At 40.7% G+C, this 26410-nt stretch carries 26 protein-coding genes and 1 pseudogene; 14 read left to right on the top strand and 13 right to left on the bottom strand.

Going from position 1 to position 26410, the window contains the following annotated elements; genetic code table 11:
• Nucleotides 1-112: 112 nt before the first annotated feature.
• Nucleotides 113-490: a PH domain-containing protein gene (locus AWH49_RS14210; protein WP_034288892.1), complete on the top strand. Its 378-nt coding sequence runs from the start codon at nt 113-115 to the stop codon at nt 488-490.
• A 77-nt stretch (nt 491-567) separates the two neighbouring features.
• Here the strand turns inward: AWH49_RS14210 and trhA are convergent, their stop codons facing one another.
• Complete coding sequence (gene trhA / locus AWH49_RS14205; protein WP_063966265.1) at nt 568-1215, bottom strand: PAQR family membrane homeostasis protein TrhA; 648 nt, start codon at nt 1213-1215, stop codon at nt 568-570.
• A 143-nt stretch (nt 1216-1358) separates the two neighbouring features.
• On the opposite strand from trhA, the gene AWH49_RS14200 reads away from it, so the two are divergent.
• Nucleotides 1359-1919 (top strand): DUF1836 domain-containing protein, encoded by a 561-nt coding sequence (locus AWH49_RS14200; protein WP_063966264.1) that lies wholly within the window; start codon nt 1359-1361, stop codon nt 1917-1919.
• A 127-nt stretch (nt 1920-2046) separates the two neighbouring features.
• Here AWH49_RS14200 and aspA read toward each other — a convergent pair whose 3' ends face one another.
• The 4 genes from aspA to cidR all read right to left on the bottom strand — a co-directional run bounded on the left by aspA (nt 2047) and on the right by cidR (nt 5686).
• The gene (aspA, locus tag AWH49_RS14195) at nt 2047-3468 is read right to left on the bottom strand and encodes an aspartate ammonia-lyase (RefSeq protein WP_063966263.1); all 1422 of its coding nucleotides are present in this window, start codon (nt 3466-3468) and stop codon (nt 2047-2049) included.
• Nucleotides 3469-3724: 256 nt separating this feature from the next.
• Entirely contained in the window at nt 3725-4099 is a 375-nt protein-coding gene (locus tag AWH49_RS14190; RefSeq protein WP_063966262.1) for a hypothetical protein, read from the bottom strand.
• A 15-nt stretch (nt 4100-4114) separates the two neighbouring features.
• Nucleotides 4115-4645 carry an acyl-CoA thioesterase gene (locus AWH49_RS14185; protein WP_063966261.1) on the bottom strand — a complete coding sequence of 177 codons (531 nt, stop codon included), beginning with the start codon at nt 4643-4645 and terminating at the stop codon, nt 4115-4117.
• A gap of 144 nt (nt 4646-4789) precedes the next feature.
• The gene (gene cidR, locus AWH49_RS14180) at nt 4790-5686 is read right to left on the bottom strand and encodes a cidABC operon transcriptional activator CidR (RefSeq protein ID WP_063966260.1); all 897 of its coding nucleotides are present in this window, start codon (nt 5684-5686) and stop codon (nt 4790-4792) included.
• A gap of 226 nt (nt 5687-5912) precedes the next feature.
• On the opposite strand from cidR, the gene AWH49_RS14175 reads away from it, so the two are divergent.
• Together AWH49_RS14175 and AWH49_RS14170 are read left to right on the top strand one after the other, a co-directional pair.
• Nucleotides 5913-6170: a YciI family protein gene (locus AWH49_RS14175; protein WP_018395616.1), complete on the top strand. Its 258-nt coding sequence runs from the start codon at nt 5913-5915 to the stop codon at nt 6168-6170.
• Between the two features lie 92 nt (nt 6171-6262).
• Nucleotides 6263-6457, top strand: coding sequence for a hypothetical protein (locus AWH49_RS14170; RefSeq protein ID WP_063966259.1), 195 nt, complete (start codon nt 6263-6265; stop codon nt 6455-6457).
• Nucleotides 6458-6522: 65 nt separating this feature from the next.
• On the opposite strand, the pseudogene AWH49_RS19440 reads toward AWH49_RS14170, so the two are convergent.
• Nucleotides 6523-6747: pseudogene (locus AWH49_RS19440) on the bottom strand (CocE/NonD family hydrolase); the annotation flags it as partial.
• A gap of 181 nt (nt 6748-6928) precedes the next feature.
• On the opposite strand from AWH49_RS19440, the gene lplA reads away from it, so the two are divergent.
• On the top strand, nt 6929-7918 hold the full coding sequence (lplA, locus tag AWH49_RS14165) for a lipoate--protein ligase (protein ID WP_063966258.1): 990 nt from the start codon (nt 6929-6931) through the stop codon (nt 7916-7918).
• Between the two features lie 42 nt (nt 7919-7960).
• Here lplA and AWH49_RS14160 read toward each other — a convergent pair whose 3' ends face one another.
• Entirely contained in the window at nt 7961-9241 is a 1281-nt protein-coding gene (locus AWH49_RS14160; RefSeq protein WP_063966257.1) for an N-acetylmuramoyl-L-alanine amidase family protein, read from the bottom strand.
• Between the two features lie 295 nt (nt 9242-9536).
• Between AWH49_RS14160 and AWH49_RS14155 the strand changes: the two genes are divergently transcribed.
• A complete protein-coding gene (locus AWH49_RS14155) occupies nt 9537-11573 on the top strand; it encodes a catalase (protein ID WP_063966256.1) in 2037 nt (678 codons plus the stop codon).
• 171 nt (nt 11574-11744) lie between these two features.
• Here the strand turns inward: AWH49_RS14155 and AWH49_RS14150 are convergent, their stop codons facing one another.
• Together AWH49_RS14150 and AWH49_RS14145 are read right to left on the bottom strand one after the other, a co-directional pair.
• Complete coding sequence (locus AWH49_RS14150; RefSeq protein WP_063966255.1) at nt 11745-12320, bottom strand: beta-class carbonic anhydrase; 576 nt, start codon at nt 12318-12320, stop codon at nt 11745-11747.
• 54 nt (nt 12321-12374) lie between these two features.
• On the bottom strand, nt 12375-12695 hold the full coding sequence (locus AWH49_RS14145) for a thioredoxin family protein (protein ID WP_063966254.1): 321 nt from the start codon (nt 12693-12695) through the stop codon (nt 12375-12377).
• Nucleotides 12696-12775: 80 nt separating this feature from the next.
• On the opposite strand from AWH49_RS14145, the gene queF reads away from it, so the two are divergent.
• From queF to AWH49_RS20115, 5 genes are all read left to right on the top strand, one after another.
• Nucleotides 12776-13273 (top strand): preQ(1) synthase, encoded by a 498-nt coding sequence (gene queF, locus AWH49_RS14140; protein WP_063966253.1) that lies wholly within the window; start codon nt 12776-12778, stop codon nt 13271-13273.
• A 248-nt stretch (nt 13274-13521) separates the two neighbouring features.
• Nucleotides 13522-13875 carry a hypothetical protein gene (locus AWH49_RS14135; protein ID WP_063966252.1) on the top strand — a complete coding sequence of 118 codons (354 nt, stop codon included), beginning with the start codon at nt 13522-13524 and terminating at the stop codon, nt 13873-13875.
• Between the two features lie 815 nt (nt 13876-14690).
• Entirely contained in the window at nt 14691-15107 is a 417-nt protein-coding gene (locus AWH49_RS14130; protein WP_034288931.1) for a hypothetical protein, read from the top strand.
• A gap of 405 nt (nt 15108-15512) precedes the next feature.
• Nucleotides 15513-15746: an MFS transporter gene (locus AWH49_RS14125; RefSeq protein WP_169816003.1), complete on the top strand. Its 234-nt coding sequence runs from the start codon at nt 15513-15515 to the stop codon at nt 15744-15746.
• Between the two features lie 82 nt (nt 15747-15828).
• Complete coding sequence (locus AWH49_RS20115) at nt 15829-15981, top strand: hypothetical protein (RefSeq protein WP_157723741.1); 153 nt, start codon at nt 15829-15831, stop codon at nt 15979-15981.
• A gap of 77 nt (nt 15982-16058) precedes the next feature.
• Here the strand turns inward: AWH49_RS20115 and AWH49_RS14120 are convergent, their stop codons facing one another.
• Entirely contained in the window at nt 16059-17210 is a 1152-nt protein-coding gene (locus AWH49_RS14120; RefSeq protein ID WP_034288935.1) for a tetracycline resistance MFS efflux pump, read from the bottom strand.
• 161 nt (nt 17211-17371) lie between these two features.
• Between AWH49_RS14120 and AWH49_RS14115 the strand changes: the two genes are divergently transcribed.
• On the top strand, nt 17372-17575 hold the full coding sequence (locus AWH49_RS14115) for a hypothetical protein (protein WP_034288938.1): 204 nt from the start codon (nt 17372-17374) through the stop codon (nt 17573-17575).
• 184 nt (nt 17576-17759) lie between these two features.
• Here the strand turns inward: AWH49_RS14115 and AWH49_RS14110 are convergent, their stop codons facing one another.
• Nucleotides 17760-17960, bottom strand: a complete 201-nt coding sequence (locus AWH49_RS14110; protein ID WP_018395637.1) for a cold-shock protein — start codon at nt 17958-17960, stop codon at nt 17760-17762.
• 318 nt (nt 17961-18278) lie between these two features.
• Between AWH49_RS14110 and AWH49_RS14105 the strand changes: the two genes are divergently transcribed.
• Both AWH49_RS14105 and AWH49_RS14100 read left to right on the top strand, forming a co-directional pair.
• Complete coding sequence (locus tag AWH49_RS14105) at nt 18279-18848, top strand: TetR/AcrR family transcriptional regulator (protein WP_034288941.1); 570 nt, start codon at nt 18279-18281, stop codon at nt 18846-18848.
• An 88-nt stretch (nt 18849-18936) separates the two neighbouring features.
• Nucleotides 18937-21009 (top strand): MMPL family transporter, encoded by a 2073-nt coding sequence (locus AWH49_RS14100; protein WP_063966250.1) that lies wholly within the window; start codon nt 18937-18939, stop codon nt 21007-21009.
• A 92-nt stretch (nt 21010-21101) separates the two neighbouring features.
• Here the strand turns inward: AWH49_RS14100 and metH are convergent, their stop codons facing one another.
• Both metH and AWH49_RS14090 read right to left on the bottom strand, forming a co-directional pair.
• Nucleotides 21102-24542 carry a methionine synthase gene (gene metH, locus AWH49_RS14095; RefSeq protein WP_063966249.1) on the bottom strand — a complete coding sequence of 1147 codons (3441 nt, stop codon included), beginning with the start codon at nt 24540-24542 and terminating at the stop codon, nt 21102-21104.
• Nucleotides 24523-26382 (bottom strand): bifunctional homocysteine S-methyltransferase/methylenetetrahydrofolate reductase, encoded by a 1860-nt coding sequence (locus tag AWH49_RS14090; RefSeq protein WP_063966248.1) that lies wholly within the window; start codon nt 26380-26382, stop codon nt 24523-24525. Before AWH49_RS14090 ends, metH begins: the two co-directional genes overlap by 20 nt.
• Nucleotides 26383-26410: the final 28 nt, after the last annotated feature.

The following is a 26410-nucleotide window of genomic DNA, read 5'->3' as shown; positions in this document are numbered from 1 at the left end:
TATTTGCCGTCTGAGCGTATCTTTCAATAGGTTTTCCGTTTGAATAAATCATAATTATTAAAATTGGAATAACCATCATATAATTAAGAAAAATAATGAAGGAGTGGATGAAGTGGGGTTTTTGGATGGATTGATGGGGAATGCTTCAGAAGTTGATAATGAAGATATGAAAAAGGAATTCGGAGAGGTTCTGGCAACAAATGAAAAAGTAGAAAAATCGTACAAACTGATTCGCGATCTGTTTATTTTCACGAACCGACGGCTGATCTTAGTTGATAAGCAGGGGATGACAGGAAAGAAAGTGGAAATTCAGTCTTTGCCATATAAAAGTATTACCCGCTTTAGTGTTGAAACGGCGGGAAGTTTTGATCTGGATGCAGAGCTGCAAATTTGGATTACAGGTGATACGGCACCGATTAAGAAACAGTTTAATAAAAGTTTAAATATTTATGAAGTGCAAAGAGTACTAGCTGATTATGTCTTAACATAATTTGTAGGTGTCATATATAAATAAAAGATCAGTCTTCTTAAACACGAGAAGACTGATCTTTTTGCATTAATTCCCTATCATAACACGTATACATAAACACTTAAAAAGTGAGCAAGACTGCCAAGCAGGATGAAGATGTGAAAGATTTCGTGAAAGCCCATTTGTTTGAACTGCAGCCACTTCGGTTTTAATCCGTAAATGATGCCGCCGATTGTGTACAGAACGCCGCCCACTACAAGCAGCAAGAGTCCAGCTGATTCCATATTTGATGCGAGCGGAGAGAATATGAAAATCGCCATCCAGCCCATGACAATGTAAAGAGCTGTTGACAACCACCTCGGACAGTTAAACCAGACCATTTTAAAGATAACGCCGAACACCGCAATGGCTGAAACGATGCAAAACAGCGTCCATCCGGTCGTATTATTCAAACTGATTAAACAAAAAGGTGTATAGGAACCGGCAATTAAAATAAAGATCATGGAATGATCAAGCCGTCTGAAAAAGGCAATGACGGTATCTCTTGCAATAACAGAATGATAGGCAGCGGATGCTGAGTATAAAAGAATTAAACTGACGCCGAAAATTGTAACAGCTGTAATAGCGGCCGCTGATTCAATAGTGAACGCTGCTTTGATAACCATTGCAATCAGTGCTGCGACTGATAAAATGGCGCCAGCTAAATGGGTAAGTGCATTAATCGGTTCTCGAATAAAAACAGTCATTCAAAATACCTCCAAAGCGATATATAGTTTTTGATACTACATATTATAATAGAGTTGTAACATTACATAGTCAAGTTTTACACTATATCAATATTCACCTATAATAAAGACAATATAATTATGATAAAAAAGAAGGTGTTACTATGGGGAATTTAATAGACATTTTGAATGAACTGCATCTCGAAAACCAGCTCACACCGGATGATATACCAAACATTGATCTATATATGGACCAAGTCATTCAATTATTTGAACATACATTTAATCAATCAACCCGCAATGAAGACGAAAAAGTGCTAACGAAAACGATGATTAACAACTATGCGAAAGGAAAGCTGCTTTTCCCGATTAAACAAAAAAAGTATTCTAAAGAGCATTTATTATTAATCAGTCTCATCTACCAGCTGAAAGGCACACTATCAATTAGCGATATTAAAACGACACTTGAAGGTGTGAATGAAAATATTGATGAAATCGATATTGATTCATTTTACAAAAGTTATCTCGATATTGCCGCAAACAATGTCACTCATTTTAAAGAAGACGCGATGAGCCGCATGAATGAAATTAAAGCGGATACAAATGAACTTGAACACATTATGCATATTCTTTCGCTCGTTCATATGAGCAATATGTATCGGAAAACAGCTGAAAAACTCGTTGATCAACTTATATCGACACAACATATCAAGAATATGGAGTAGGAGATGTGAGATCATGAAGCCTGGTGGAAGTGTGTGAATAGCTGCTCGATGAGGATCATTGAGATTAAAAAAGGAAAAAGACTATTCGAAAAGCCAGTCATTAACTGCTAAACGAATAGTCATATATTTACTTATCTAATAAAGATGCTCCAGATATACCTGGGTTGGTCATTTCATAAGGATCTAAAATTTGATTTAAATCTTCTTCAGACAAAATACTATATTGCTTGCAAAGCTCACGGACAGACTTCCCTGAGATTATAGCTTCACGGGCAATTTTTGCTGCTGTTTCATAGCCGATATGTGGGTTAATGGCTGTAATCGTCCCGACACTTGTTTCTACATAATGTTTCATTTGCTCTTCATTTGCTTTTATACCTGAAACGCAGTAATTAGTAAAAACGTTGAATCCATTGTTCATAATACTAATTGACTGAAGCAGATTGAAAACGAGAACAGGCTCCATTACATTTAATTCAAGCTGACCGGCTTCTGATGCAAGGCAGATGGTGTTGTCGTTTCCGATTACTTGAAAGGCAATTTGATTAATGACTTCAGCCATTACAGGGTTCACTTTTCCTGGCATTATAGAAGAACCTGGTTGTCGGGCTGGTAAGTTAAGTTCATTTAACCCTGCACGTGGACCGGAGGCCATTAATCTAAGATCGGTTGCGATTTTGGACATATTCATCATGCATACTTTTAACGACGCGGATACTTCTGTGTAGACGTCTGTGTTTTGCGTTGCATCCACTAGATTTTCCGCTGCAAGGAGTGGGAAACCACTGATCGTCTCTAACTGTTTGACAACGGCTAAAATGTATTGAGGGTCCGCATTTAAACCTGTTCCAACAGCTGTTGCGCCCATATTTACATCATATAAGTGCTGCCGTGATTGAGTAATGCGTTTTATATCCCGCTCGATAACACGGCAGTATGCTTCAAATTCTTGCCCGAGCCGGATTGGAACGGCATCCTGTAAGTGAGTGCGGCCCATTTTGATAATATGATCAAATTCGTTCGCTTTCTCCTTAAAAGTTTGATGCATGTATTCCATGGTTGATAGTAATTTTTTTGAAAGAGCAAGTGTTGCAATATGAATAGCGGTTGGAAAAGCATCGTTTGTTGATTGTGCCATGTTGACATGTGTATTCGGGCTCAAAAAAGCATAGTCCCCTTTTTTTCTGCCGAGTATTTCCAAGGCGCGATTTGAAATAACCTCATTTGCATTCATATTAATGGACGTGCCAGCTCCGCCTTGTATAGGGTCAACAATGAATTGGTCATGCCACTGACCGTCAATAATTTCTTCAGCCGCTTGAACGATGGCTTTTTCCAAATGAGGAGGGAGGCGATTAACCTTTCTGTTGGCAATAGCTGCTGCTTTTTTGACAATTGCCATTGCTTTAATTAACTCTGCATGGATACGGTAGCCTGTAATCGGAAAATTTTCAACTGCGCGCAATGTTTGAATTCCATAGTAGGCATCAGCAGGTACTTCTTTTTCTCCTAAAAAATCTTTTTCAATTCGTCTATTCATATTTGTCATTTAGATTCTCCCAATCGTCTTTTAATAAGGTCTTTCAAAATTAATAACAAGTACTTATAGAAAAAAGAAGATCGTTAAACTAATGTATTATTATTGTACACAATTAGGTGTCAGAATAAAACTGAAGTGAAGATGAATGGATGTATGCATGTATGCATTTAGAAACGAATCAAACGGATTAATCGACCATTAGGAACATAAATAAAAACACACCTCGAAAGCAAGAGCTTTTAAGGTGTATTTTTATTCAACGTGTTTATTTTACGCTTGAAGAGCCAACTAATGATTCAGGTGTGTTACCGAGTGTGAGCAGGCTGATTTTCGCGTAGCCTATTTCTTTAAATGTTATAAATAGTTGTTTTAACACGTATATATCTGCATCCATTTTCAATGTTTTCACTTCTTTTATATATAAACGAAGGACAGATCCTTGGGATAGATTAGGCAGGCAGTTGGACGAGTCTTCATCCATAAGTAAGCAGCCCATATACTGATATTTCATTTGAAGAGCACGCGTTAAATTCATCACATGTACTATTTTTTCAAAAAGGACCGGGTAAGTATGTTCGAGATGATCCAATGCTTTTTTTGCCTTTCTTAACTCGTCAAGACTACATAAAGTAGCAATCATTTTCTATTCCTCCTTTTATCGGTCCCACGGTTTTTTTAAGGTCATATATTCCGCAAGTTCTTTACTCTTCGTTCTTCTCAGCTTACGCATTTCGGCACGGTCTTTTGCCGAATTATATAGGAATTTTTCTTCTTCTGTTTCTGGAATGACGCCAGGCACTTCAACAGGGCGCTTATTTACATCGAGTGCGACAAACGTTAGAAAAGCAGTTGCAGCAATGCGCCGGTTTCCTGTAATGAAGTCTTCCGCAATCACTTTGCAAAAGATCTCCATTGATGTGCGGCCTGTATAGGTGACGAATGATTCCAGGCAAAGTGAATCACTTTCATGAATCGCATCGAGAAAATCGATGGAATCAGTTGATGCAGTCACGCATTCTTTTACACGCGCGTGGCGTCGTGCGGATAGGCTCGCGACACTGTCGATTTTTTTCATGAGTACGCCGCCGAATAGTGTTTGATAATTATTTAAATCGCATGACAATACTTGGTCTGCATGTACAATGCGGCTTTCTCTCGTTTTAATGGCCTGTTTTGTGGCATTCATGTGTGTCGCTTCCTCCTGTAGTGGAATCTGTTACAAGTGTACTTCGACATTAAAAGGAAGTAAAATGGTTCTTTTTCATTATCAGTATAGCTTTTCTCTATGTAAATGCTTCCAAATATGAATAGTAAGTATGAAAAAACGAATCTATCTGTTTAGATTCGTTTTTGAAAATTGTGCCTTCGTAAACTGGAGCCATTCTTTGGCCGCATACGAAAGGTATTGATTTCTCCGCCAAATAATCGCCAAGTTCCAATTAATCGAAGGATTGACTACATTAACAGCCCGAACATGATCATGCAGATGACGGCAAATGCTTTCTGGTAATAAAGAAATGCCTAGTTCGGAGGCGACCATTTCTTCAATGAACGACCACTGAGAGCTTTCGGAAATAACGTGTGGATGAAAGCCAGCCAGATTGCAGGAAGAAACAATCCGGTCATTTAAAACGAAATCTTTGTTAAATAAAATAAAGGATTCAGCTGCGAGTTCAGACAAATGGATTTCTGTTTTGTTTGCTAATGGATGAGAACGAGGAAGGATTAGCATTAAATCTTCTTCCATAAAGGAAAAATGTTCGAACACTTCATTTTTCGTCGGCATCACGATAACTCCTACATCAAGATCATTGTTTTCAACATCCTCTTCAATCTTTTTAGAACCATCTTCTAAGAGCTGAAATGTAATACCTGGATAAACTTTATGGAAGGCACCGATAATTTTTAAGAAAAAATGCGCATCAAAAACAGGCGGGAGGCCGATCCGAATATGACCTGTTTTCAGTTCCAGCAGGTTATCCAGCTCTGTTTCTAAATTGTGAAATGCTTGATCAACTAGTTTAGCCTGCTCGAGCAAAATACGTCCTGCATCGGTCAATACAATTTTTTTGCGGGATCGGTCAAACAATTCAACACCGAGCTCCGCCTCTAAATTTTTAATCATTTTGCTGATCGTTGGCTGGGTAATAAACAAATGCTCCGCTGCTTTTGAAAAGCTGTTAAAGTTCGTCACTTCAATAAAATATTGCAAATGCTTAATGTCCATGTATGTACACCTGCTAAATGTGATTTATGTCTATTATAGTACAACTAGAAGTCCTTTTGTTTGAAACGAAAGTAATGTGTTGAGATGAAAAATGATTTTATATGTTCATGTTCAACTTGTTTTGAATCATTAGAAGTCAGGGAAATGAATGGAGAATCGAAACATTTAAGAATATTTGATAAAATAGATAGTGTATGAATACATTACATGACATGGAGGAGAACAAATGGCTTATTACGCTGCGTTGTTACATATGTTAGATCCGGAGAAAAATAAAGAAGTACGTCCGCTTCATATTGAGTATTTAGAGAAACTAGAGGAAGAAGGAAAGGTGTATGCACGAGGCCCGTTTGGCGATAATTCAGGAGGGCTTGTAGTATATGTCGCAGATTCCTACGAGGAAGCACAAACACTTGCCGAGAATGACCCCGTTGTTACTCATAAAGTCCGCCGTCTTGAATTGAAAGAATGGAAAAAGAATTAATGACAGAGCCTGACAATGACGTCAGGCTTTTTTTGAAAAGAAGAATACAAAGTTGAAAAACGGGTATAGAAAAGGTAAAGGGAGGGATTATCGTGAAAGCTGTCATTGTCCGTCGTAAGCCTGAAGATGTGCTTATGGAGAAGCTAGATAAAGCCCGGATGTTAGATGAAGGCGGATCATTGTCTATCGGAAGCTACGATGTGTGCGACATGGAAGCGGAAAGAGACTCCAGTTGTGAAGTGAAGGAGGAGAACGTTGTTGACGATAAACTTACTAAAACTGCTTAACGAAAATGCCTGACTCAAGTGTTCAAAGAGTCAGGCATTTTTTGTTTGTTGTTTAAAATTACATATTAAGGAATTACGGACAGCACAATGTGCGAAGGGTGCTGATTATCGTGATAAATCGTCTGTGTCGCTATTTTTGTATCGCTGCTGTTGATCATCGTACGGCCTGTGTTCAAGTTCACATCAAAGCGGGGAAAGTTGCTCGAAGACACTTCAACTCGAATTTGATGGCCTTGCAGGAAGACATTGCTTGTCGATGAATGGTTGATTTCATACGGTACATATTTCCCCGGGAATCATTTAATGTTTCTGCCGGGAAAATTGCTTTAAGATGCGGCGGCTTCTGTGTGGCGTTGTAAGAATATCCTTTTGCAGGATTTTCTGCAAATTTTATTTACACTAATCCATGATCCGGATAAAAAAGTCTAAACATGCTACAGTAAATAAAACGGGTAAATGGAGGCATTCATTATGTTGTTTATTGATAATCAAGGAATTACAGATCCGCATATGAATTTGGCTATTGAAGAATACGCAGTTAAGCATCTAGACATCAATGAGTCGTACTTATTGTTTTACATCAATGAACCGTCGATTATCATTGGGAAAAATCAAAATACAATTGAAGAAATTAACGTTGATTACGTAGAGGATCAAGGAATTCATATTGTGCGTCGATTGTCAGGAGGCGGAGCGGTATATCATGACCTCGGCAATTTAAATTTCAGTTTCATTACAAAAGATGACGGTGACAGCTTTCACAATTTCCGTAAGTTTACGGAGCCGGTTGTAAATACGTTGAACAAACTCGGACTGAATGCAGAGTTGAGCGGCCGAAATGATATTATCGCCAATGGGTTCAAAATATCCGGCAATGCACAGTTTTCAACAAAAGGCCGCATGTTTACACACGGAACTCTTTTGTTTGATACAAACATGGATGACGTCGTCGCGGCGCTTAAGGTACGCAAAGACAAAATTGAATCAAAAGGGATTAAATCCATTCGGAGTCGTGTAGCGAACATATCTGATTTGTTAGAAAAAAAAATGACGATTGAGGAATTTCGTCAGTTTGTGCTGACGAATATTTTTGAAGGAGAAGAAAATATTAAAGAATACAAATTGACCGATAATGACTGGCAGACGATCCATTCCATTTCAAAAGATCGGTATCAAAACTGGGATTGGAATTATGGAAAATCACCCGCATTTAATATTCAGCGTTCACATCGCTTCCCGATAGGCTTAATTGATGTTCGTTTAAATGTGAAAAAAGGCTTGATTGAGCATGTACACATTTACGGTGACTTTTTCGGAGCGGGTGATGTATATGAAGTTGAAACAGCGCTTAAAGGGGCTAAACATGAAAAAGAAGCGATCGAAAAGGCACTGCAGTCGCTTGAAATGAAGCACTATTTTGGTCAGGTAACACTAGATGAAATGGTGAAGTTGATTTATTAACCATTAAAACAGTTCCGAAAGCGATGCTTCCGGAACTGTTTTTTAGCTGGAAAAATAAGAAAGTAATCCATTATAAATGCCGTTTGCGGCAAGTTGTTGATAGGATTCCGTTACAATCAATGATTCTTCATATGTGTTTGTTAAATAGCCAAGTTCAAGCAAAATAGCTGGCTGATTGTTTTCGCGTAAAACGAAATAGTCGCCATGCCGCATGCCACGGTTTTTGGAAGAAATGGAGTTAGCCAATCCATTATTAATCCTGTTTGCGAGCTGTTTCTGATTTTGATGGTAGTAATACGTTGTAAAGCCAGCTGCACTTTTTTCATGAGACCCGTCGTAATGAATGCTAATAAACGCATCAGCATCGTGATAATGGGCATGATTTGTACGAGATGGAAGCGGAACGTATGTATCGGTCGATCTCGTCATCAGAACGGTGGCCCCATCTTGTTGAAGTTTTTTAGCCAAACGTTCAGCTGTTTGTAACGTTATATTTTTTTCAATTGTTCCTTGTACGCCTGTTGTCCCATCGTCTATTCCGCCATGTCCAGGGTCAAGAACGATTACTTTTCCATTTAGACTGTTCGAATCCATTGTTGTTGAATTTGTATCAATGGAAGAAGAAACTATCCAGCTAGCGACATACGCCTCGTTTCCATTTACTAAGCTGATTTTGTACCATTCGCCTTCTCGTCCTGTAAGTGGATAACGTTCTCCCGGTGATCCTTGTGCAATAACAGATGAAGACGTGGATGGGCTTGTCCGAATATTTGTACCTTCATTTAGAATAACGACAAAATCACCTGTTGATGCTGTACTTTGTGATGACTGTGTATGAACAAATTGGCTGCTTACCCATGCCGTTTCATTTTGATAAAGAATCTGAACCCATCCATTCGTGGTGGATGTGATACTAACTTGATCACCGTTGTTTACTTTTCCGATAATAGAAGCCGATAAGGAAGGGGTATCCCTTATATTTACATGATCCGCTGTAATGGTACCAGTTTGACTGGATGACGCTAGACTATCGGATGCTGGTGAATCGCTGGCACCTTTTGTGACGATATAACTTGCTACCCACCCTTTTTTCCCATCAGAGAGTTGAATTTGATACCAATCATATTTTTCCTTCAGCACTTGGAATTGCTCGTTTCGTTTTGCGCTGCTGATGACACTCGCTGTCATAGCAGGCTCACTGCGTACATTTGCACTGTCTACGCCAATTTGAATAATGTCTGATTCTGCAGAAGAATGTCTCTCCTCCAAAAAAATAAAAATGAGTAAAGCCGTAAGAAAAAGTACTAATCTCTTCTTTTCCATAATCCACCTCCCAAGGATAAATTCAACTTTATTTTAGCATCATTAAATGTTCTATACATCCGCATAAATAATGATTCAATAAATTGAGCAAATGGTCTGAATTAGTCGAAAATTGAGGTTTATTTCTAAAAAAAGAGATGCATTCAAGGAAAGAACGTACACAATTTAAGGTTCATATATGTAAATTAGAATGATGTCGAATTGGTTCCAAAGAAGGTGTTTTACTCCTATGAATAAGTGGTACATGTCATAAAGTATTCCAATCTAGTCACTTAAAAAGGAGAGGAATTAAAAAATGGAAAATAATGAAAACAGCAAAGATAAACAATTAGATCAATTTCGGGCGACCAATAAGGGAGAAAAAATGACAACAAACCAGGGCCTCCGTGTGTCTGAAGATGAGCATTCGCTCAAAGCAGGTGACCGTGGCCCAACGTTAATGGAGGATTTCCACTTTAGAGAAAAAATGACCCATTTCGACCACGAGCGTATTCCAGAGCGTGTCGTTCATGCACGTGGATATGCGGCGCATGGTTATTTTGAATTATATGAATCGATGAAAGAATATACAAAGGCAGGATTCTTACAGGATCCATTTGTCAAAACACCCGTTTTTGTGCGTTTTTCGACAGTGGCTGGATCACGTGGTTCTGCTGAAACGGTGCGTGATGTGCGCGGTTTCGCGACGAAATTTTACACGGAGGAAGGAAATTATGACTTAGTTGGAAACAATATGCCCGTTTTTTTCATCCAGGACGCGATTAAGTTCCCGGATCTTATTCACGCGGTCAAGCCCGAGCCGCATAATGAAATGCCACAGGCAGCGAGTGCGCATGATACATTCTGGGATTTTGTCGCAAACAACCAAGAATCGGCTCATATGATTATGTGGCACATGTCTGACCGGGCTATTCCACGCAGTTTCCGGATGATGGAAGGGTTTGGTGTTCATACATTCCGTTTTATTAATGAGCAGGGCAAAGTACGATTTGTGAAGTTTCATTGGAAACCGGTGCTGGGCATTAAATCGCTCGTCTGGGATGAAGCACAAAAAATTGCCGGAAAAGATCCGGATTTTAACCGCCGTGATCTATGGGAAGCGATTGATATGGGCGACTACCCTGAATTTGAGTTTGGTGTTCAAATGATCGATGAAGAAGATGAATTTAAATTTGACTTTGATATTTTAGATCCGACAAAAGTATGGCCGGAAGAAGAGGTTCCGGTCAAAATTATCAGGAAAATGACGCTGAATCGCAACGTTGATAATGTATTTGCGGAAACAGAGCAAGTTGCGTTCCATCCGGGGCATGTCGTACCAGGAATTGATTTTTCAAATGATCCGCTTTTACAAGGCAGATTGTTCTCATATACGGACACGCAGCTAATCCGTCTAGGCGGCCCGAACTTTCACGAACTGCCAATTAATCGCCCTGTTTGCCCATTTCATAATAACCAGCGGGACGGTTACAGCCGGATGACCATTAATCCAGGCCCTGTCAGCTATCACAAAAACTCGATTGATCAAAATACGCCATCAACGGCCACAGAAGAAGAAGGCGGATATGTTCATTATCAGGAAAAAGTGGATGGCCGCAAAGTACAGCGTCGAAGTGATAGTTTTAAAGATCATTTTTCTCAAGCAAGACTGTTTTGGAACAGTATGACTGAGCTGGAAAAAGAGCACATTAACGAAGCCTTCAGTTTTGAACTTGGCAAAGTGCAAAGCAAAGATATTAAGCAGCAAGTTGTGAATATGTTTGCCAATGTCAGCCAGCAGCTTGGTGTGTCAATAGCGGATGCGATTGGTGTTAAGGGTCCAAAAGACGTGAAAGAATCAAGCGTCACTAAATCATCACTAGCGCTTAGCCAGGAAGCAAATCCGATTAAAGGCGTTGCGACACGTAAAATTGCCGTTCTTGCGGGCAATGGTTTTAATGGAAAAGATGTTAGCAAAATCATGAAGGAATTTGAAAAAGCGGGTACGCGTCCAGAGATCGTCAGCGATAAGCAAGGCTTTGTCAAAGGGGATGATGGTACGGAAATGGAAGTGTCACACACATTCTTGACGGCGGACTTCGTATTATTTGACGCAGTGTATGCAGCAGGTGGTTTGAGTGTAAACCCGAAAGTGAAGAAAGAGGCTGTTTATTTTATTAATGAAGCATTCGACCACTTTAAAACAGTCGGTGCTTCGCATGATGGAGTAGATTTGATTGCAGATTTGCCTGCCGATACGGGTGTTGTAACAGAAGCGAGTCCGTCAAAAGATTTTGCGGATACATTTTTGAACGCGCTCGCTGAACATCGCCATTGGAATCGACAAGTGTAAAAACAAAAAAGTGAAAGAGCCGTGGGCGGGTGCCCGCGGCTCTTTTTCATCCCGGCGGTAAAGATAGCTGCCGTGTGTTGCTGGTGATTTTTCTTCATTATGAAAAGCACATGAATGAGCGTAAGGTGGAAAAGTTCGTACCTTGAAAGAGCAATAAAACAGGAGCAGCTCTTAGAGGGTCGCTGCCTTTTCATACCCATCGACAACGAGGTCAAGTTTGCCTGTAGTCGGATCAATGACAAGGCCGTGTACGGGAATGTCTGCAACCATAAGCGGATGAGATTTTACCAAGTTCACACTATGGGTTACACTTTCTTCTACGCTACTGAAGCCTTCGAGCCAGTGATCGACATCAATACCGGCATGACGAAGCGTATCGATTACTTCCTGCTGAACACCGCGCTCTCTCATTGCCTCGAACATCGCACTGCTTGAAAGAGAACTCATGCCACAGTCATAGTGGCCAATAATTAACACTTCATCTGCCTGCAACTGGTACACGGCAACGAGCAGGCTGCGCATAATAGAACCAAATGGGTGATTGACGATGGCCCCGGCATTACGGACAATTTTCACATCCCCGTTTTTGAAATTCATTGCTTCTGTGACAAGCTCAACAAGACGTGTATCCATACACGTTAAAACAACAACACGTTTATTTGGGAATTTCGTTGTTGTAAATTTTTCAAACTCTTTGTTTTCTACAAATGTTTTGTTAAATGATAAAATGTCTTTTAATAATGTCACAAATATTCTCTCCTCTCGACCTATTATTATTGTGAATCATTTTATAATTTTTTGTCAAACCATTTTTAATGCATTTGTGATGTTTTCTTTTAGCGTTTCAATCGGGACAAAACGTGCCATACGAAACAATTCTTTTCCATGGATAAAGAAGATGATAGCTGGTGCGGAGAAAACCGTCAATTGACCAGCTATCTCAGGTGTTGCTGCTGTATCTGCGTGGATCACTATAACAGCCGAGAATTCAGCCATTAATGATTCAACTTGAGGCAGAAGAGTATGGCACACCGAACAGCCGGGACTGGATATATAAAGTAGAATCGCTTCGTTTGATGAAAGAACGTCTGAAAATTCCGCGTATGACGATATTAGGTACATTATAACCGCTCCTTTTTCTCATTGTAAATGGTGTCTGCTATAATGAAAAGAAATTGGCTTTTTTGAAGGAGGATTCTGGCATGGCTGGACGAAGAGAAGACGAATTGAAAGACATTACACTGCTTGGCAACCAGGGCACAAAATATATATTTGACTATGATCCATCTGTCCTTGAGACATTTGATAATAAGCATCAAAATCGTGATTATTTCGTGAAGTTCAACTGTCCGGAATTTACATCGCTTTGCCCAATGACAGGGCAGCCTGATTTCGCGACGATTTACATTAGTTACATTCCCGATGTGAAAATGGTTGAAAGCAAAGCGTTAAAGCTCTATTTATTCAGTTTCCGCAACCACGGCGATTTTCATGAAGACTGCATGAACATTATTTTAAACGACCTCGTGGAACTGATGAATCCCCGCTATATTGAAGTATGGGGAAAATTCACACCGCGTGGCGGCATATCCATTGATCCGTATACGAATTACGGGCGTCCAGGGACGAAGTATGAGAAGATGGCGGATTACCGTATGATGAACCATGATCTATATCCCGAAACGGTAGATAATCGATAATTGGCAGAAAAACGAGCGTGGTTACACGAAAACGGCTGATTTGTGACCAGAAAAATCGCTGTTTTTTAGAATTTGTGATCAAAAATGTGACCAAGCATTATACGTGAAAAAGAGGTATCTCCAGATGGAGGTATCTCTTTTTAAACGTATGAAATGGACAAAAGTGTGAACTGGACCAAGATTGAGTACGTGGTAAATTAAAACGTATCATAGAATGAAAAATTCGGATTTGAAGGGGTTAAAATACAATGGAATGTTTATGTGAACAAAACGTAACCGACGAATTAAAAATTGAGGGAGATATGGGTGGAGACCCTATATGGTGTAATCGATGTGGGTGCAACCTTGATATAGACGAAGCTCCGATTTCAGATGAGTTAAAAGAGGAGCTGTGGGACTGGATGATGAGATACGGTGAATGGATTGATTGGGATAAGGATGAGTTGCTTCCTAATGGGATTGAACTTGAAGAGCAGCATGATAAACAAGGGATTAGATTAACTGAAAATGCCAAAAGAGAACTGGAAGGAACGTATAAAATTAAATTTTCACCTTCCACATCAGCAAGAAGCTATGCCAACAAAGGTTTTATGTACGAATAACCTTTACTTTGCTGAAAAAGCATTTATCTAATCCCAGATCCACTGAATGAACAGTTTTTGGGTTTTTAGTGTCACAATTCAAAAAATGGATAACCTACCTATGAAATATAAATTGTGAATTTTTATTATAAAAAGGAGGTTGATCAAAATGTACTTTACAATTGTTGCATTCTTTATAGTCCCATGGCTTATTGGATTATCACATCTTCACCGACAAGATAAAAAATCATTCCTTTGATCGCCCCATTTGCTTCAGTCAATGCCTTCCTTATAACTGAATTAGGGTTTTCCTTCAATTTTTGGAACGCCTATCCTTTCACTGATCTCAAAATATTAGCTGCTATTCCTTTGGATTTAGGCTTCTATCCTATTTTATGCTGCTATCTTATTTTTTTATAAAGAAAAGCAAACATCCATATCTCATTGTTTTTCTAATGACATTTTTCACAACATTGACCGAAGCAATATTCTTCCTAACTGGAAAAGTTGTGTATGGGAATGGGTGGAATCTTTTTTGGACTTTTATTTCTTATCTCATTCCTTATCTCTTCGGTTATTGGTTCTACCTTTACTTGAAAAAGATAAGAGTAACAGAATAAGTTTTTTATACATCTTTTGAAAATTGAGAGTAAGAAAATCAACTACTTTTTGTAATATTTCCGCACTATTGTTCGGTGTCATAATTTTGAGTTGTGATAGTACATTGTATTCGTCGTCCTACTCAAAGGCAGTAATTCAAACTTAACCAAAAATTTACAATATTAATATTCATCCCTTGTTACAATAAAAGTGATAGAAGAAAGGGGAGAACATTCATGTCAGCAGAAAACACAGTCTCAAACAGAAGCACACACCTTTTCGTTGATCCATTCATCGACATTCATTTATTAATGACAGGCGATAAGGATGTTATTGAGGGACTGGATGCTCAAGTTAGTGCGATCAAAATGTTGATAGGAAACATGGATTTCGAAACTGAATACAATGACGATCCAGAAGCTAGCCAAAAAGGATACCTTTCTGTTTTAGACGAGATTGGCAGGTTGCTGAAGATTCGCATGGACGTTTTCCCGAAAGAGCAGCGTAATATTGAGGTTGTTCGTAACTTTTTGAATGCGATGTTGTTGAGTAGAATTTATGAGCAGGAATCATATCAAGAAATTTTCGATCAGGACAGACTGGATGATGGAGAAGATGGAAAACAGCCGATTTTGATTTTTAGACCAGAATGAAAAAGTGATAGAACATTCACGTTAAAATATATCTGCATAAAATACACAACCTTGCTCATTCTTATGATCGAGGTTTTTCTATTGAAACGGCTAGTTCGGGATGTAGCAAAGCTGCAACGGATTTTAAATCATTCTCTAAAGGGGCAGTTTAGTTAAGCAATAACTCAACATAGACATAGGTAAAGAAATTAATTTTCTTATCGAACCAAATGTTGAGGAAGCAATCGGTTTATATTATGCTGCGTTCATGTTTATTGGTTTAACATTGGGTGCATTGTTGGGTGTTATTTTGCATTAAGATAACGGGGCTTTAGTTGAACAAGGATAGATAAGAAAAGTCGATTTCCTGTACGTTAAGGAATCGACTTTTTTATGTGTCTATTAGTCATGTACGGATTAAGTTTAATGTTCCTTATGACACTGAATATCGGTGCGGTTGTTGAAGCAATCATTGGAGGACCGCTTGCAGATAAGTTCGGATCTAGAAAAGTGCTTGTCGCCTTTTTAATAATGGCGTTTGCTGCACTTACTCTATTAAGCTTCAAACCTAATATGTTTATGTTACATGTACTAATCGCCATTGCAGGAGGTAAGACGACTGGAACACAAATCGTTACCAACGCTTATGTATCGCAGTAATATCCAACGGAAATCCATTCAACGGGTATTAGCTGGGCTCTCGGTATCGGTAGACTGGGCGATATTATGGGACTAACATTGGGTGGAATATCTCTTAGCTCAGCAGTTTACTTTGCAGACACACTTCTTGTTCTTTGCTGTTCCATGTATCGTTGCAGCAATTGCGATTTGGTCCATTCAAGAAAAGCATGGACATGGATCAGAAACATACACGCTTTCAAATAAGGAAGTGTAACATAACGTTATTTAAAAACATACTAAAATTAGTAAGGGTGTTCCAAAAGTCAGTGATCACTGACTTTTGGAACACCCCTATTTTGCTTGTATCATATAGAAACGGTACATGCCAAAAGCGGCGATGGATAAGAGGATGCCGAGTATATAAGGCAAGCCGATGGCGAGTGAGAAGAGCCAGCCGCCTAAAGGAGGCCCGATAATTCTTCCGAGTGAATCGAAAGAAGAGAGCATCCCGGTTGCACTGCCGTGTCCATTAGTTGAAACTTTTGTAATTAACGCTGATACGCTTGGGCGGATGAAGCCGTTTCCGATGCCAAAGATAGTTAGGAAAATAGCGGCAGTCGCAAAGCTATTGACGAATAAAATAAGTCCGAATCCAATAGCTGAAATAAGGATGCCAAGTTGAATCGTAAGCCCTTCGCCATACTTCTTCGTCAGCCTGCCGACTAAACCACCTTGCACGATTGCACCAGCAAGGCCCATAATCATGAAAATGTAGCCGAGTTCAACGATCCCTATCTCCGCTTTTTGTGCTGCGTAATACGCAAACGTCGCTTCTAAGCCGGCCAGAGAGAGAGAAACAAATAATTGAAGGAAAAAAAGAATCGAAATGGGTCCGCTAAATGCTTGCATTAGCGATGTTTTTTTCGTACTTTGCTGTCCTCTTTTTTCAATAGGCAGTGATTCCTTTAAGAAAAACAAAACGATTAAAAATGTTAAAATGGAGGATGCACCCGCAAGATAAAAAGGAACAGATAAACTTGATTTTGAAAAAATACCGCCGATCGCCGGTCCGAAAATAAACCCGAGCCCGATTGCTGCACCGATGACGCCCATTCCTTTTCCGCGGTCTTCTGGCGTCGTGATGTCTGCCACATACGCCATAACGGCCGGCATATTTGCAGAAGATAAAAAGCCCCCGATTATTCTTGCTGCAAACAGCATCCAAAGTGCAGAAGAAATCGCCATTAAGAAAAATGAAATGGCAAGTCCAAAAATACCGATCAGAATAAGCGATTTTCGCCCGATTCGATCGGACAGACGTCCCCACATAGGTGCAAATAAAAGCTGCATGACGGAGTATGCTGCCATGAGAAGGCCAAGCTGTGCAGGAGAAGCACCAATATTCTCAGCGTAAAATGGCAAAACGGGAATGATAATGCCAAAGCCGACCATGACGAGAAACATGACGGCAAATAAAATAGACAATGATTTCTTCGTTTCCAACGTGATATTCACTCCAATACCGGAAAAGGTTATATACTATAAAAGTGTACCATACTAGAGTCGTATAGATGCAAGGGTGATGAATCATGATTTGTATATGGAAACAGTCGATAATCATTGTTATACTGTACTCATCAAAAATATGCCTAGGAGGATTTAATATGACTGAATCGAATCAAACGAACCCAACGGAAACACCGAAGAAGAAAATGACGCTGCAAGAAGCGATGAAACAAAAGCTTGAAGAGAAAAAAGCGCAGGCAGCAGGTGGCAAGCAATTAGGACACGCAGCACAAACAACGAAAAAAATGAAAAGTCAGCAAACAAAAAAGGTAAGTAATTCACGTAGAAAAATGGGTGTATAAGGAACAGGGAAAATGAGAAAAATTAGGAGTTATGAAGAGGAAATGCTATACTGATTATACCATTATCTATACTTGCTTTCATGTTACCCCCCTGTTCAATTATTGAGCAGAGGGGTTCTTATTATTATCAAAGAAATAAAAAAAGACTCTCATGTGAGAGTCTGTAAATATATGTTAGTTTAAATTATGCTTTTTGTACGTTAGTTGCTTGTGGTCCACGTTGGCCATCTTCAACTTCGAAAGTCACTGCTTGACCTTCGTCTAATGATTTGTAGCCTTCACCTTGAATAGCAGAGAAATGAACGAATACGTCGTCTCCTGCTTCGCGTTCGATGAAACCAAAACCTTTTTCTGCATTAAACCATTTTACTTTACCTTGTTCCATGTGTATTTCCTCCTCGTGCGCCATGCACATATCGTGTTACTATCCTTGCTCAAATCATCCAAACGGAAAGTTATCGTAACGAACAAAAATAATTCTTTTTTAGAATAACAGAAATTGTCATGTATTGCAAGAGCAGGCAAAATAAAAGTTTTGAAAAAGAAGGATAGATAATCAAAATGTCTATACTGACTATATGAAATGGACCATTAAAAAAGAATGAATTCATTACTATTTTCGTCAGGAATTATACTGATATGAAATGGTGATTGCCGCTCGTGATACACTAAAATAATAATAATGTGAAAAGGAGAGCTCGTGATGGGAAGAAAAAGAGCCTTTACAGAAGAAGAGCTGCTTGATAAGGCGGAAATGCTCATTATTCAACACGGTTATAGCGGCTTCCATTTAAAGCTGTTAGCCAGTCATTTGCCGGGCGCGCGCAGTACAATTTATCAATATTATGCGAATAAAGAAGAAATAGCCGCAGCCTGTATGAAGAAGGCAATGGTGCGGGCACTTATAAAGGCGGGATACGTAGATGAAACAGATCCGATTGAAGCACTGAAGCAGCTGCTTCGCGTATACATGGAAGAGGCTGATCTTCATTATTTTCTCGGGGATGCGCGTAAAATTGATGTATCACAGTCAAAAAAAGCGGAGCAAAATGTCGGGGAAGTGCTGGCGATGCTCAAGCATTTGCGCGGACAGCTTGATTTATTGTTCGATCGAGCGCAAAAACAGGGTACCATTCGATCAGATTTGCCTATTTCGGTAATGGCGGGACTGTTTTTTCAGCTTATTAACACGCCAAATACATTGCAGCTGCCGCCTCATGAGTGGGCGGACTATTTATTTACATTATGGTATGAGGGAAGCGGAGCATATTGATGCTCCTTTTTTTACAATTTTAAATTGACACAAGTGTCTAAAATGAATTTAAATGGAGATAGATCTTATTTTTTAGGGGGAGACTGTGATGAAAAAAACATTCTGGCCATTAACAGATTGGGTCGCAACGAAAAAAGGGACGTGGATTGTTTTAGCGTTCTGGCTTATCGCTATTGTGCTGCTAAGTATATTGGCTCCGAGTGCGAATGATTACAAGTCCAATTCATTCGATTCTTTGCCGAAAGATGCAGCATCGATTGAAGCGGCAAAAAAAGTAGAAGAGTATTTCCCTGATGACGGTGGAGTTCCTGCGATTATTGTCTTTAATAGTGAAGAAGGGAAGGTAGAGGCGGAAGGCATTTCAAAGGCACTCACTGCGATTGAAAAAGAAATAGATGGACTGACAAGTACGGTGCCATTTGCCCAGCTCCCACCGACTACACAGGCTGAATTTTTATCAGAAGATGGTTCTGCGGCAGCCATTCCTTTTGTTTTTCAAGAAGGATTCGACAGCAGTGATTTTGAACCGCGTATTGATACGATGACATCGATTGCGATTCAAGAATCCGGTCAAGAGGTGTATATTACAGGACCTGCAGGTATTGCGACGGATACAACTGCTTTATTTTCACGTGCGGATGTTGTGCTAATATTATCAACGGTCGGTCTTATTCTAATCCTCTTGATCATCATTTACCGTTCCCCCCTATTAGCTGTTATTCCCCTTTTAGCCTCTGGTTTTGTGTATGCGGTGACAGATCGGATTCTTGGGCTTTACGGAGCAGCTGGACTTGAAATGAGCAGCCAGTCTTTATCAATTATGACTATTTTATTATTTGCGGCAGTAACAGATTATTCATTGTTTGTGCTAGCTCGTTTTAGAGAAGAGCTGAAGCATCACGAAAGCAAGTATGACGCGATGAAGTATGCAATGCGTGAAACAGGAGAGCCTGTTTTTTTCTCAGGTGGAACTGTACTTGCAGCTATGCTTATGCTCTTTTTCGCAGCCATCCGTGATTATCAAAGTTTCGCGCCGTTATTTGCGACCGCAATGGGTGTCATTATGATTGCATCCATTACACTTGTGCCAGCCTTATTTACATTGTTTGGCCGAAGATCATTCTGGCCGAAAGTACCGAAAGTTGGAGGGGAAACGGAGAAGGAAAACGGTCTTTGGCACCGTATTGCCCGTTTTGTAACGAATAAGCCGGCATTGTCAGGCGGTATTGTCCTATTGTTTTTAATGATCTCATCGTTAAATGTATTCAACGTAAAATATGAATTTGATACGCTAAAATCATTTCCGGATGATATGCCGTCCCTTATTGGATATAACATAATTGACGAGAAATTTTCAGTGGGGGATTTGTCACCGACGACTGTTATTGTCGAAGGAACGGGTAATGCAGATGTCGTCACGGATGTTTTAACACAGCAGGACGGCGTGCAATCAGCGAAGCTTGTGGCGTCTAATGGGGCCGGAGATGCGCATGAGATAACCATTGCGTTTGAAACGAATCCGTACGATGCAGCATCGCTCGATACGTTAGCCGATTTACGTGCGAATGAAGCGGAGATATTGGAAGTAGCTGGTGGAGAGGGAGATTTATATTTCGCTGGTGAAACGGCAGAAAAACTGGATGATCGCGAATTGAACAACCGTGATTTACTAGTGATCGTGTCAATTGAAATTGTGCTGTTGTTCGTGATGCTTATTGTGCTCACACGCTCATGGAAAATGCCGCTTTATATGGTCGGGACGATTGTGCTGTCGTTTTTATCAGCACTTGGTCTCGGATTGTTTTTAGTAGATCTTCTATTCGATATTGGGGCAATTAGCACTCGTGTTCCGCTTTATTCATTCGTATTTTTAGTGGCGCTTGGGGTTGACTACAATATCATTCTTGTTTCACGTTACATGGAAGAAGGCGAGAAACATCCATTGAAGAAAGCAGTTGAAATTGCGGTGGCGAAAACAGGCGGTGTTATTTCATCCGCAGGTATTATTTTAGCCGCGACATTCGCTGTGTTAATGACGCAGCCGATTGAAATATTATTTGTTTTCGGATTTATTGTCGCAGTAGGGATTTTGCTTGATACCTTTTTTGTGCGAGGACTCTTACTGCCGGCATTCATTTTGTTTTTTGAAAGGAAAAAGTAACAGATGATGGCGGGAGTTGGCTAAAGTTTTTCTGGTGTTCCGCCTTTAATATAAGAATCCCGCTGTGAGTGCTCACAGCGGGATTCTTTTTATTATACGTTGAAATAGCGTGCATCCGGGTGAGCGAAGACAATCGCTGATACCGATGCTTCCGGTTCCATCATATAGCCTTCTGTCAAGTTGACACCGACTTCTTCTGGTTTCAACAAGCCGAACAATTTTTCTTGGTCTTCAAGGTTCGGACAGGCAGGGTAGCCGAATGAGAAACGCTGTCCCTGATACTTCGCCGCGAAACGATCTCGCATTGTGAAATCGATTGGATCAGGGAAGCCCCACTGGTCACGCATTTCCTGATGAATACGCTCTGCAAAACCTTCAGCTAGTTCCAGTGCAGTTGACTGGAGTGCATGGCTATCAAGAAATTTACCTTCATCGCGAAGTTTCATTGCTTGATTACGAACACCGAATCCAGCAGTTACAACGAAAAATCCGACGTAATCCATTTCGCCGCTTTCAACAGGTTTTAAATAATCAGAGAGACAGAGGAATGGTTCTTTCATTTGACGCGGGAATGTAAACCGCTCAATTTCTGTTTTTGAATCGGCTGGATCGTAAATGATGACATCATCCCCTTGAGACTGAGCAGGGAAGAATTGATAGACAGCAGCCGTTTTCAACCCGCCGTCATTTAAGAAGCCTGTTACTGTTTCGTGAAGCTGGATAGCCTTTTCATTTTGCTCAGCTAACAAATTTTTCACATTACCTTTCATGCCGAGATGATGGCCGATCAATGTCTGCATATTCACATATGGCTTTAAATGGGCGATAGAGTAATCCGGCAAAACACGGCGACGTGTATCACGCGGCACGAGAACAGGAGCATCTTCACGAACTGTTTTGACCGGTTTCGGTGCCACAGCAACAGCCTGCTCTTTTCGTTCGTCACGGTATGCTTCAATTTCTTTCCGTTTTTCTTTTTTATCTTCCAAATCCTGCAGAAGCCCGACTTTTTGTTCAGCGTTTTGCAGGCGGTTCGCAAGATCAAGACCATCCATCGCATCTTTTGCATAAAGAACGGGACCTTCATATTGAGGGGAAATTTTCGTTTCAGTGAATCGTCGTGACAATGCGGCGCCGCCAACAAGAATAGGTACGTTAATATCAGCATCTTTAAAGTCTTGTGCGGTGATGACCATTTGCTGGGCTGATTTGACGAGCAATCCAGACAATCCGACCATATCCGGCTTTTCTTTCCGGATGACCTCAATTAATTTTGCCGGCGTTACTTTAATTCCGACATCAATGACTTTGAAACCGTTGTTGCTCAAAATAATATCGACAAGGTTTTTTCCGATATCATGCACGTCGCCTTTTACAGTAGCGAGAATAACTTTTCCTTTACCGGAATCATCTTCTTTTTTCTCCATAAATTGCTCAAGGTAGGAAACCGACGCTTTCATCACTTCGGCGCTCTGCAGTACTTCAGCAACGATTAGCTGGTTATCATTGAACAGCCGGCCAACTTCAGCCATCCCTTTCATGAGCGGGCCATTAATAATATCGAGTGGTTCGTCGTACATATCACGTGCTGCTTCAAGATCGAGAAGAAGGCCTTCTTTCGTTCCTTCGACGACATAGTAGCTTAAGCGCTCGGGCACCGTTTTTGGAATGTCTGCTTCTTTTATCTCTTTTTTCATACCACGGTAAAAGTTAGTAAAGTCCGCGAGCGTGTCATCTGTCGTTGTAAACAACAAGTCGTTCGCCATTTTAATTTCTGCTTCTGGAATTGATGCGTAACGCTCCAATTTTTCCGTGTTGACGATTGCATAGTCAAGTCCAGCCTGCGTACAGTGGTACAAATACACAGCATTCAATACTTCACGGCCGACGGGAGGAAGGCCGAATGAGACGTTACTGACTCCGAGAACGGTTAAACAATTCGGCAGTTTTTCTTTAATAAGGCGAATACCTTCAATCGTTTCAACAGCAGAACCGATATATTGCTCATCACCAGTGCCGACAGGGAAGACGAGCGGATCGAAAATGATATCTTCCGGTGCAAGTCCCCATTTTTGAACGAGCAAGTCATGTGAACGAATAGCAATTTCAAGTTTCCGTTCGCGCGTAACTGCCATCCCAACTTCATCGATTGTGCCGACAACAACGGCTGCTCCGTACTGTTTTACAAGCGGCATAACAGCATCGAACCGTTCTTCACCATCTTCTAAGTTAATGGAGTTAATAATGGCTTTCCCTTGTGAAAACTTTAAGGCTTCTTCAATGACTTTCTCGTCCGTTGAGTCAATAACAAGTGGCACTTTTACCTTTTTGACGACTTCTTTCATAAAATTAGTCATGTCTTCTAGTTCTTCACGATCAGGGTTTGCGAGACAAATATCAATAACGTGTGCGCCGCCTTTTACTTGTGCACGGGCAACTTCAGCTGCTTCTTCAAATTTGCCTTCCACAATCAACCGTTTAAATTTACGTGAACCGATCACATTTGTACGCTCACCGATAAACAGAGGACGCATGGAATCATCATATAAAAGCGGCTCAATACCGGAAACGGCGTGGCCATGAGGATTCTCAGGAGTTGTACGTGGCGCTTTATCTTTTACTACTTCGCGCATGACACGAATATGTTCCGGTGTCGTTCCACAGCAGCCGCCCACAATATTTAACCAGCCTTTATCGGCAAATGCTCCGAGCTTTTTGGATAACGATTCAGGTGATTCGTGATAATTACCTTCTTCATCCGGAAGACCGGCATTCGGGTAACAACTTACATAGCTTGTTGCCAGATCGGAGAGAGAACGGATGTGGTCGGTCATAAACTCTGGACCTGTCGCACAGTTCAATCCAACTGACAATGGTTTAATATGTTCAATTGAAATGTAGAATGCTTCAATATTTTGTCCGGCAAGTGTTGTGCCCATCGGCTCAATTGTGCCAGAAATCATGACTGGCAGTTCTTTTCCGGCTGCGTCAAACGCCCGTCTAATCCCAAGAGTGCCGGCTTTCACATTCAGCATATCTTGACTTGTTTCCATTAAAATCAAGTCAGAACCGCCTTCAATAAGTGCTTTCGCCTGTAATTCAAAGTTATCGACGAGTTCGTCAAACGTAATGCCTCCTGTAACGGACAACGTCTTTGTCGTTGGTCCAATGGCACCGGCAACGAATCGCGGCCATTCTGGTGTTGAAAATTCATCGACGACCTTGCGGGCAATTTCAACAGCACGTAAGTTAATTTCATACGCTTTATCACCAAGATCGTATTCATTTAGTACGACAGGAGTTCCGCCAAATGTATTTGTTGCAATAATATCTGCACCGGCTTCTAAATATTCACGGTGAATACGTTCAAGCACTTCCGGTTTTGTTAAGTTCAAGTTCTCGTTACAGCCATCGTATTCTTCCCCACCGAAATCTTCCGGCGTTAAATCGGCGTTTTGCAGCATTGTTCCCATTGCTCCATCAATCAGGAGTATTCTCTTTTGAAGTTCTTTCTCAATTTGATGAGTCTGCATGAACAATCCCTCTCTCTTTTAGTGCATCCAGTTCATTTATATAATGAATTAATTCCATAGACATATCATAACGTAAAAACGGCGTAATAATGTATATTCCGTTAAAAATTTGTGCTGCTGTATCAAGCAGTTCTTTCGCAATTTGTATACCTTCTTTGGCAGCACGCTCTTGATCATCGCCGCATGCACGCATTCTCTCAAGTGTCTCATCTGATAATTTAATACCGGGCACTTCATGGTGCAGAAATTCCGCATTGCGCATACTTGTTAATGGCATAATTCCGATGAATATAGGTGTTGATAAATGTTTTGTGGCTTCATATACGTCGACAATTTTTTCTTTCGTAAATACCGGCTGTGTAATAAAATAATCCGCACCACATTCAATTTTCTTCTCCAATCGCTTGACGGCTCGGTCAAGAACGCGAACATTTGGATTGAACGCCGCCGCAACGGAAAAATTAGCTTTCTTTTTGAGCGGTTTACCAGAAAATGAAATCCCATCATTCAACTGTTTAATAAGCTGAATGAGTTCAGGGCTTGATACGTCATAGACATCCGTCGCACCTGGGAAGTCGCCTATTTTTGTTGGATCACCGGTAATCGCAAGCACGTCATGAAGACCGAGCGCGTCAAGCCCCATTAAATGAGACTGCAGACCGATTAAATTGTGGTCACGGCACGTAATATGGACAAGTGAGCGGACATCATGTTGTAATTTTAATGTTGCACCCATCGCCATATTGCTGATGCGTGGAGAAGCAAGCGAGTTGTCTGCCATTGTGACGGCATCGACGCCTGCGTCATACAATTTATTGGCACCTTCAATGAATTTTTCTGTGAGCAATGTTTTTGGTGTATCAAGTTCAACGATCACAGTCCGTGCTGTTTTCGCTTTTTCACAAATCGATACGTCTGTGCTAGGCTTTGCTTCTTGAATGACAATCGGTTTTTTCGTTTTTACCTTTTTCTCCGTTAAAGGAGGAAGACCGACCAGCCGTTTTTTCGCTGCTTCTATATGTTTCGGCGTCGTACCGCAGCAGCCGCCGATCAACCGGACACCTTCATTTCTCAAAAGGACGGCAGCACGGCCGAAATAATCCGCTTCTGATTCATAAACGATCCGGCCGTCTTCTACATCGAGAAGACTCGCATTCGGATACGCGGATAGGAATGCTTTTTCAGGCAGTGTTACGTCTTCAAATGCTTGAAGCGTATGAAAAGGACCGAGGCGGCAGTTAACGCCAACAACATCAGCACCAATTCCTTCAAGACGGTGCAACGCTTCATTTAATGACAATCCATTTTGCAAAACGCCTGGTTCATGCATCGATACCTGGGCGATAATCGGAACATCGCTCATTGTACGCAGCAGCTTGACCGAGTCAGACAATTCATCAAAATCGTAATACGTTTCAAATAAAATACCATCAGGGTCGCCGGAGAGAAGACTTTCTGCTTGTTCACGGACCGAGGCGATAATTTCCGCATTTGTTGCGGTGCTTTTACGGATCCCACGAATACCTCCGATTGTACCGAGAACGAACTGTCCGCCCGGTGCAGCTGCCTTTTTTGCAATCTCGATCGCCGCTGTATTCAATTCACGTGATCGGTTTTCAATGCCATAACGGGCAAGCTTAATCGCATTGGCCCCATACGTATTCGTTTGAATAACATCAGCACCTGCTGCAATGTAGTCTTTATGAATTTTTTCAATGATTTCGGGCTTTTCTGTATTTAATTCTTCATAGCAAAAGTCAATGCCGTGTGAATATAAAAGCGTGCCCATCGCTCCATCAGCGGTAAGCACGTCTGTTTTGAGCCTGTCGAGTAATGTCATATTGTAAACGTCCTCTCTATATTTGAAC

The organism is Domibacillus aminovorans (assembly GCF_001643235.1).
Classification (GTDB): domain Bacteria; phylum Bacillota; class Bacilli; order Bacillales; family Domibacillaceae; genus Domibacillus; species Domibacillus aminovorans.
This window is presented reverse-complemented; position numbering and strand designations above follow the sequence as displayed.

Bases quoted from the DNA above. Each gene is read 5' to 3' on its own strand.
- AWH49_RS14200 (WP_063966264.1), top strand. From the start codon at position 1,359: ATGGGGAATTTAATAGACATTTTGAATGAACTGCATCTCGAAAACCAG.
- aspA (WP_063966263.1), bottom strand. From the start codon at position 3,468: ATGACAAATATGAATAGACGAATTGAAAAAGATTTTTTAGGAGAAAAA.
- lplA (WP_063966258.1), top strand. From the start codon at position 6,929: ATGTTGTTTATTGATAATCAAGGAATTACAGATCCGCATATGAATTTG.
- AWH49_RS14130 (WP_034288931.1), top strand. From the start codon at position 14,691: ATGTCAGCAGAAAACACAGTCTCAAACAGAAGCACACACCTTTTCGTT.
- AWH49_RS14160 (WP_063966257.1), bottom strand. From the start codon at position 9,241: ATGGAAAAGAAGAGATTAGTACTTTTTCTTACGGCTTTACTCATTTTT.
- AWH49_RS14135 (WP_063966252.1), top strand. From the start codon at position 13,522: ATGGAATGTTTATGTGAACAAAACGTAACCGACGAATTAAAAATTGAG.
- cidR (WP_063966260.1), bottom strand. From the start codon at position 5,686: ATGGACATTAAGCATTTGCAATATTTTATTGAAGTGACGAACTTTAAC.
- queF (WP_063966253.1), top strand. From the start codon at position 12,776: ATGGCTGGACGAAGAGAAGACGAATTGAAAGACATTACACTGCTTGGC.
- AWH49_RS14110 (WP_018395637.1), bottom strand. From the start codon at position 17,960: ATGGAACAAGGTAAAGTAAAATGGTTTAATGCAGAAAAAGGTTTTGGT.
- AWH49_RS14115 (WP_034288938.1), top strand. From the start codon at position 17,372: ATGACTGAATCGAATCAAACGAACCCAACGGAAACACCGAAGAAGAAA.
- AWH49_RS14125 (WP_169816003.1), top strand. From the start codon at position 15,513: ATGTTCCTTATGACACTGAATATCGGTGCGGTTGTTGAAGCAATCATT.
- AWH49_RS14105 (WP_034288941.1), top strand. From the start codon at position 18,279: ATGGGAAGAAAAAGAGCCTTTACAGAAGAAGAGCTGCTTGATAAGGCG.
- AWH49_RS14090 (WP_063966248.1), bottom strand. From the start codon at position 26,382: ATGACATTACTCGACAGGCTCAAAACAGACGTGCTTACCGCTGATGGA.
- AWH49_RS14175 (WP_018395616.1), top strand. From the start codon at position 5,913: ATGGCTTATTACGCTGCGTTGTTACATATGTTAGATCCGGAGAAAAAT.
- AWH49_RS14100 (WP_063966250.1), top strand. From the start codon at position 18,937: ATGAAAAAAACATTCTGGCCATTAACAGATTGGGTCGCAACGAAAAAA.
- AWH49_RS14185 (WP_063966261.1), bottom strand. From the start codon at position 4,645: ATGAATGCCACAAAACAGGCCATTAAAACGAGAGAAAGCCGCATTGTA.
- AWH49_RS14190 (WP_063966262.1), bottom strand. From the start codon at position 4,099: ATGATTGCTACTTTATGTAGTCTTGACGAGTTAAGAAAGGCAAAAAAA.
- AWH49_RS14155 (WP_063966256.1), top strand. From the start codon at position 9,537: ATGGAAAATAATGAAAACAGCAAAGATAAACAATTAGATCAATTTCGG.
- AWH49_RS14145 (WP_063966254.1), bottom strand. From the start codon at position 12,695: ATGTACCTAATATCGTCATACGCGGAATTTTCAGACGTTCTTTCATCA.
- trhA (WP_063966265.1), bottom strand. From the start codon at position 1,215: ATGACTGTTTTTATTCGAGAACCGATTAATGCACTTACCCATTTAGCT.
- metH (WP_063966249.1), bottom strand. From the start codon at position 24,542: ATGCAGACTCATCAAATTGAGAAAGAACTTCAAAAGAGAATACTCCTG.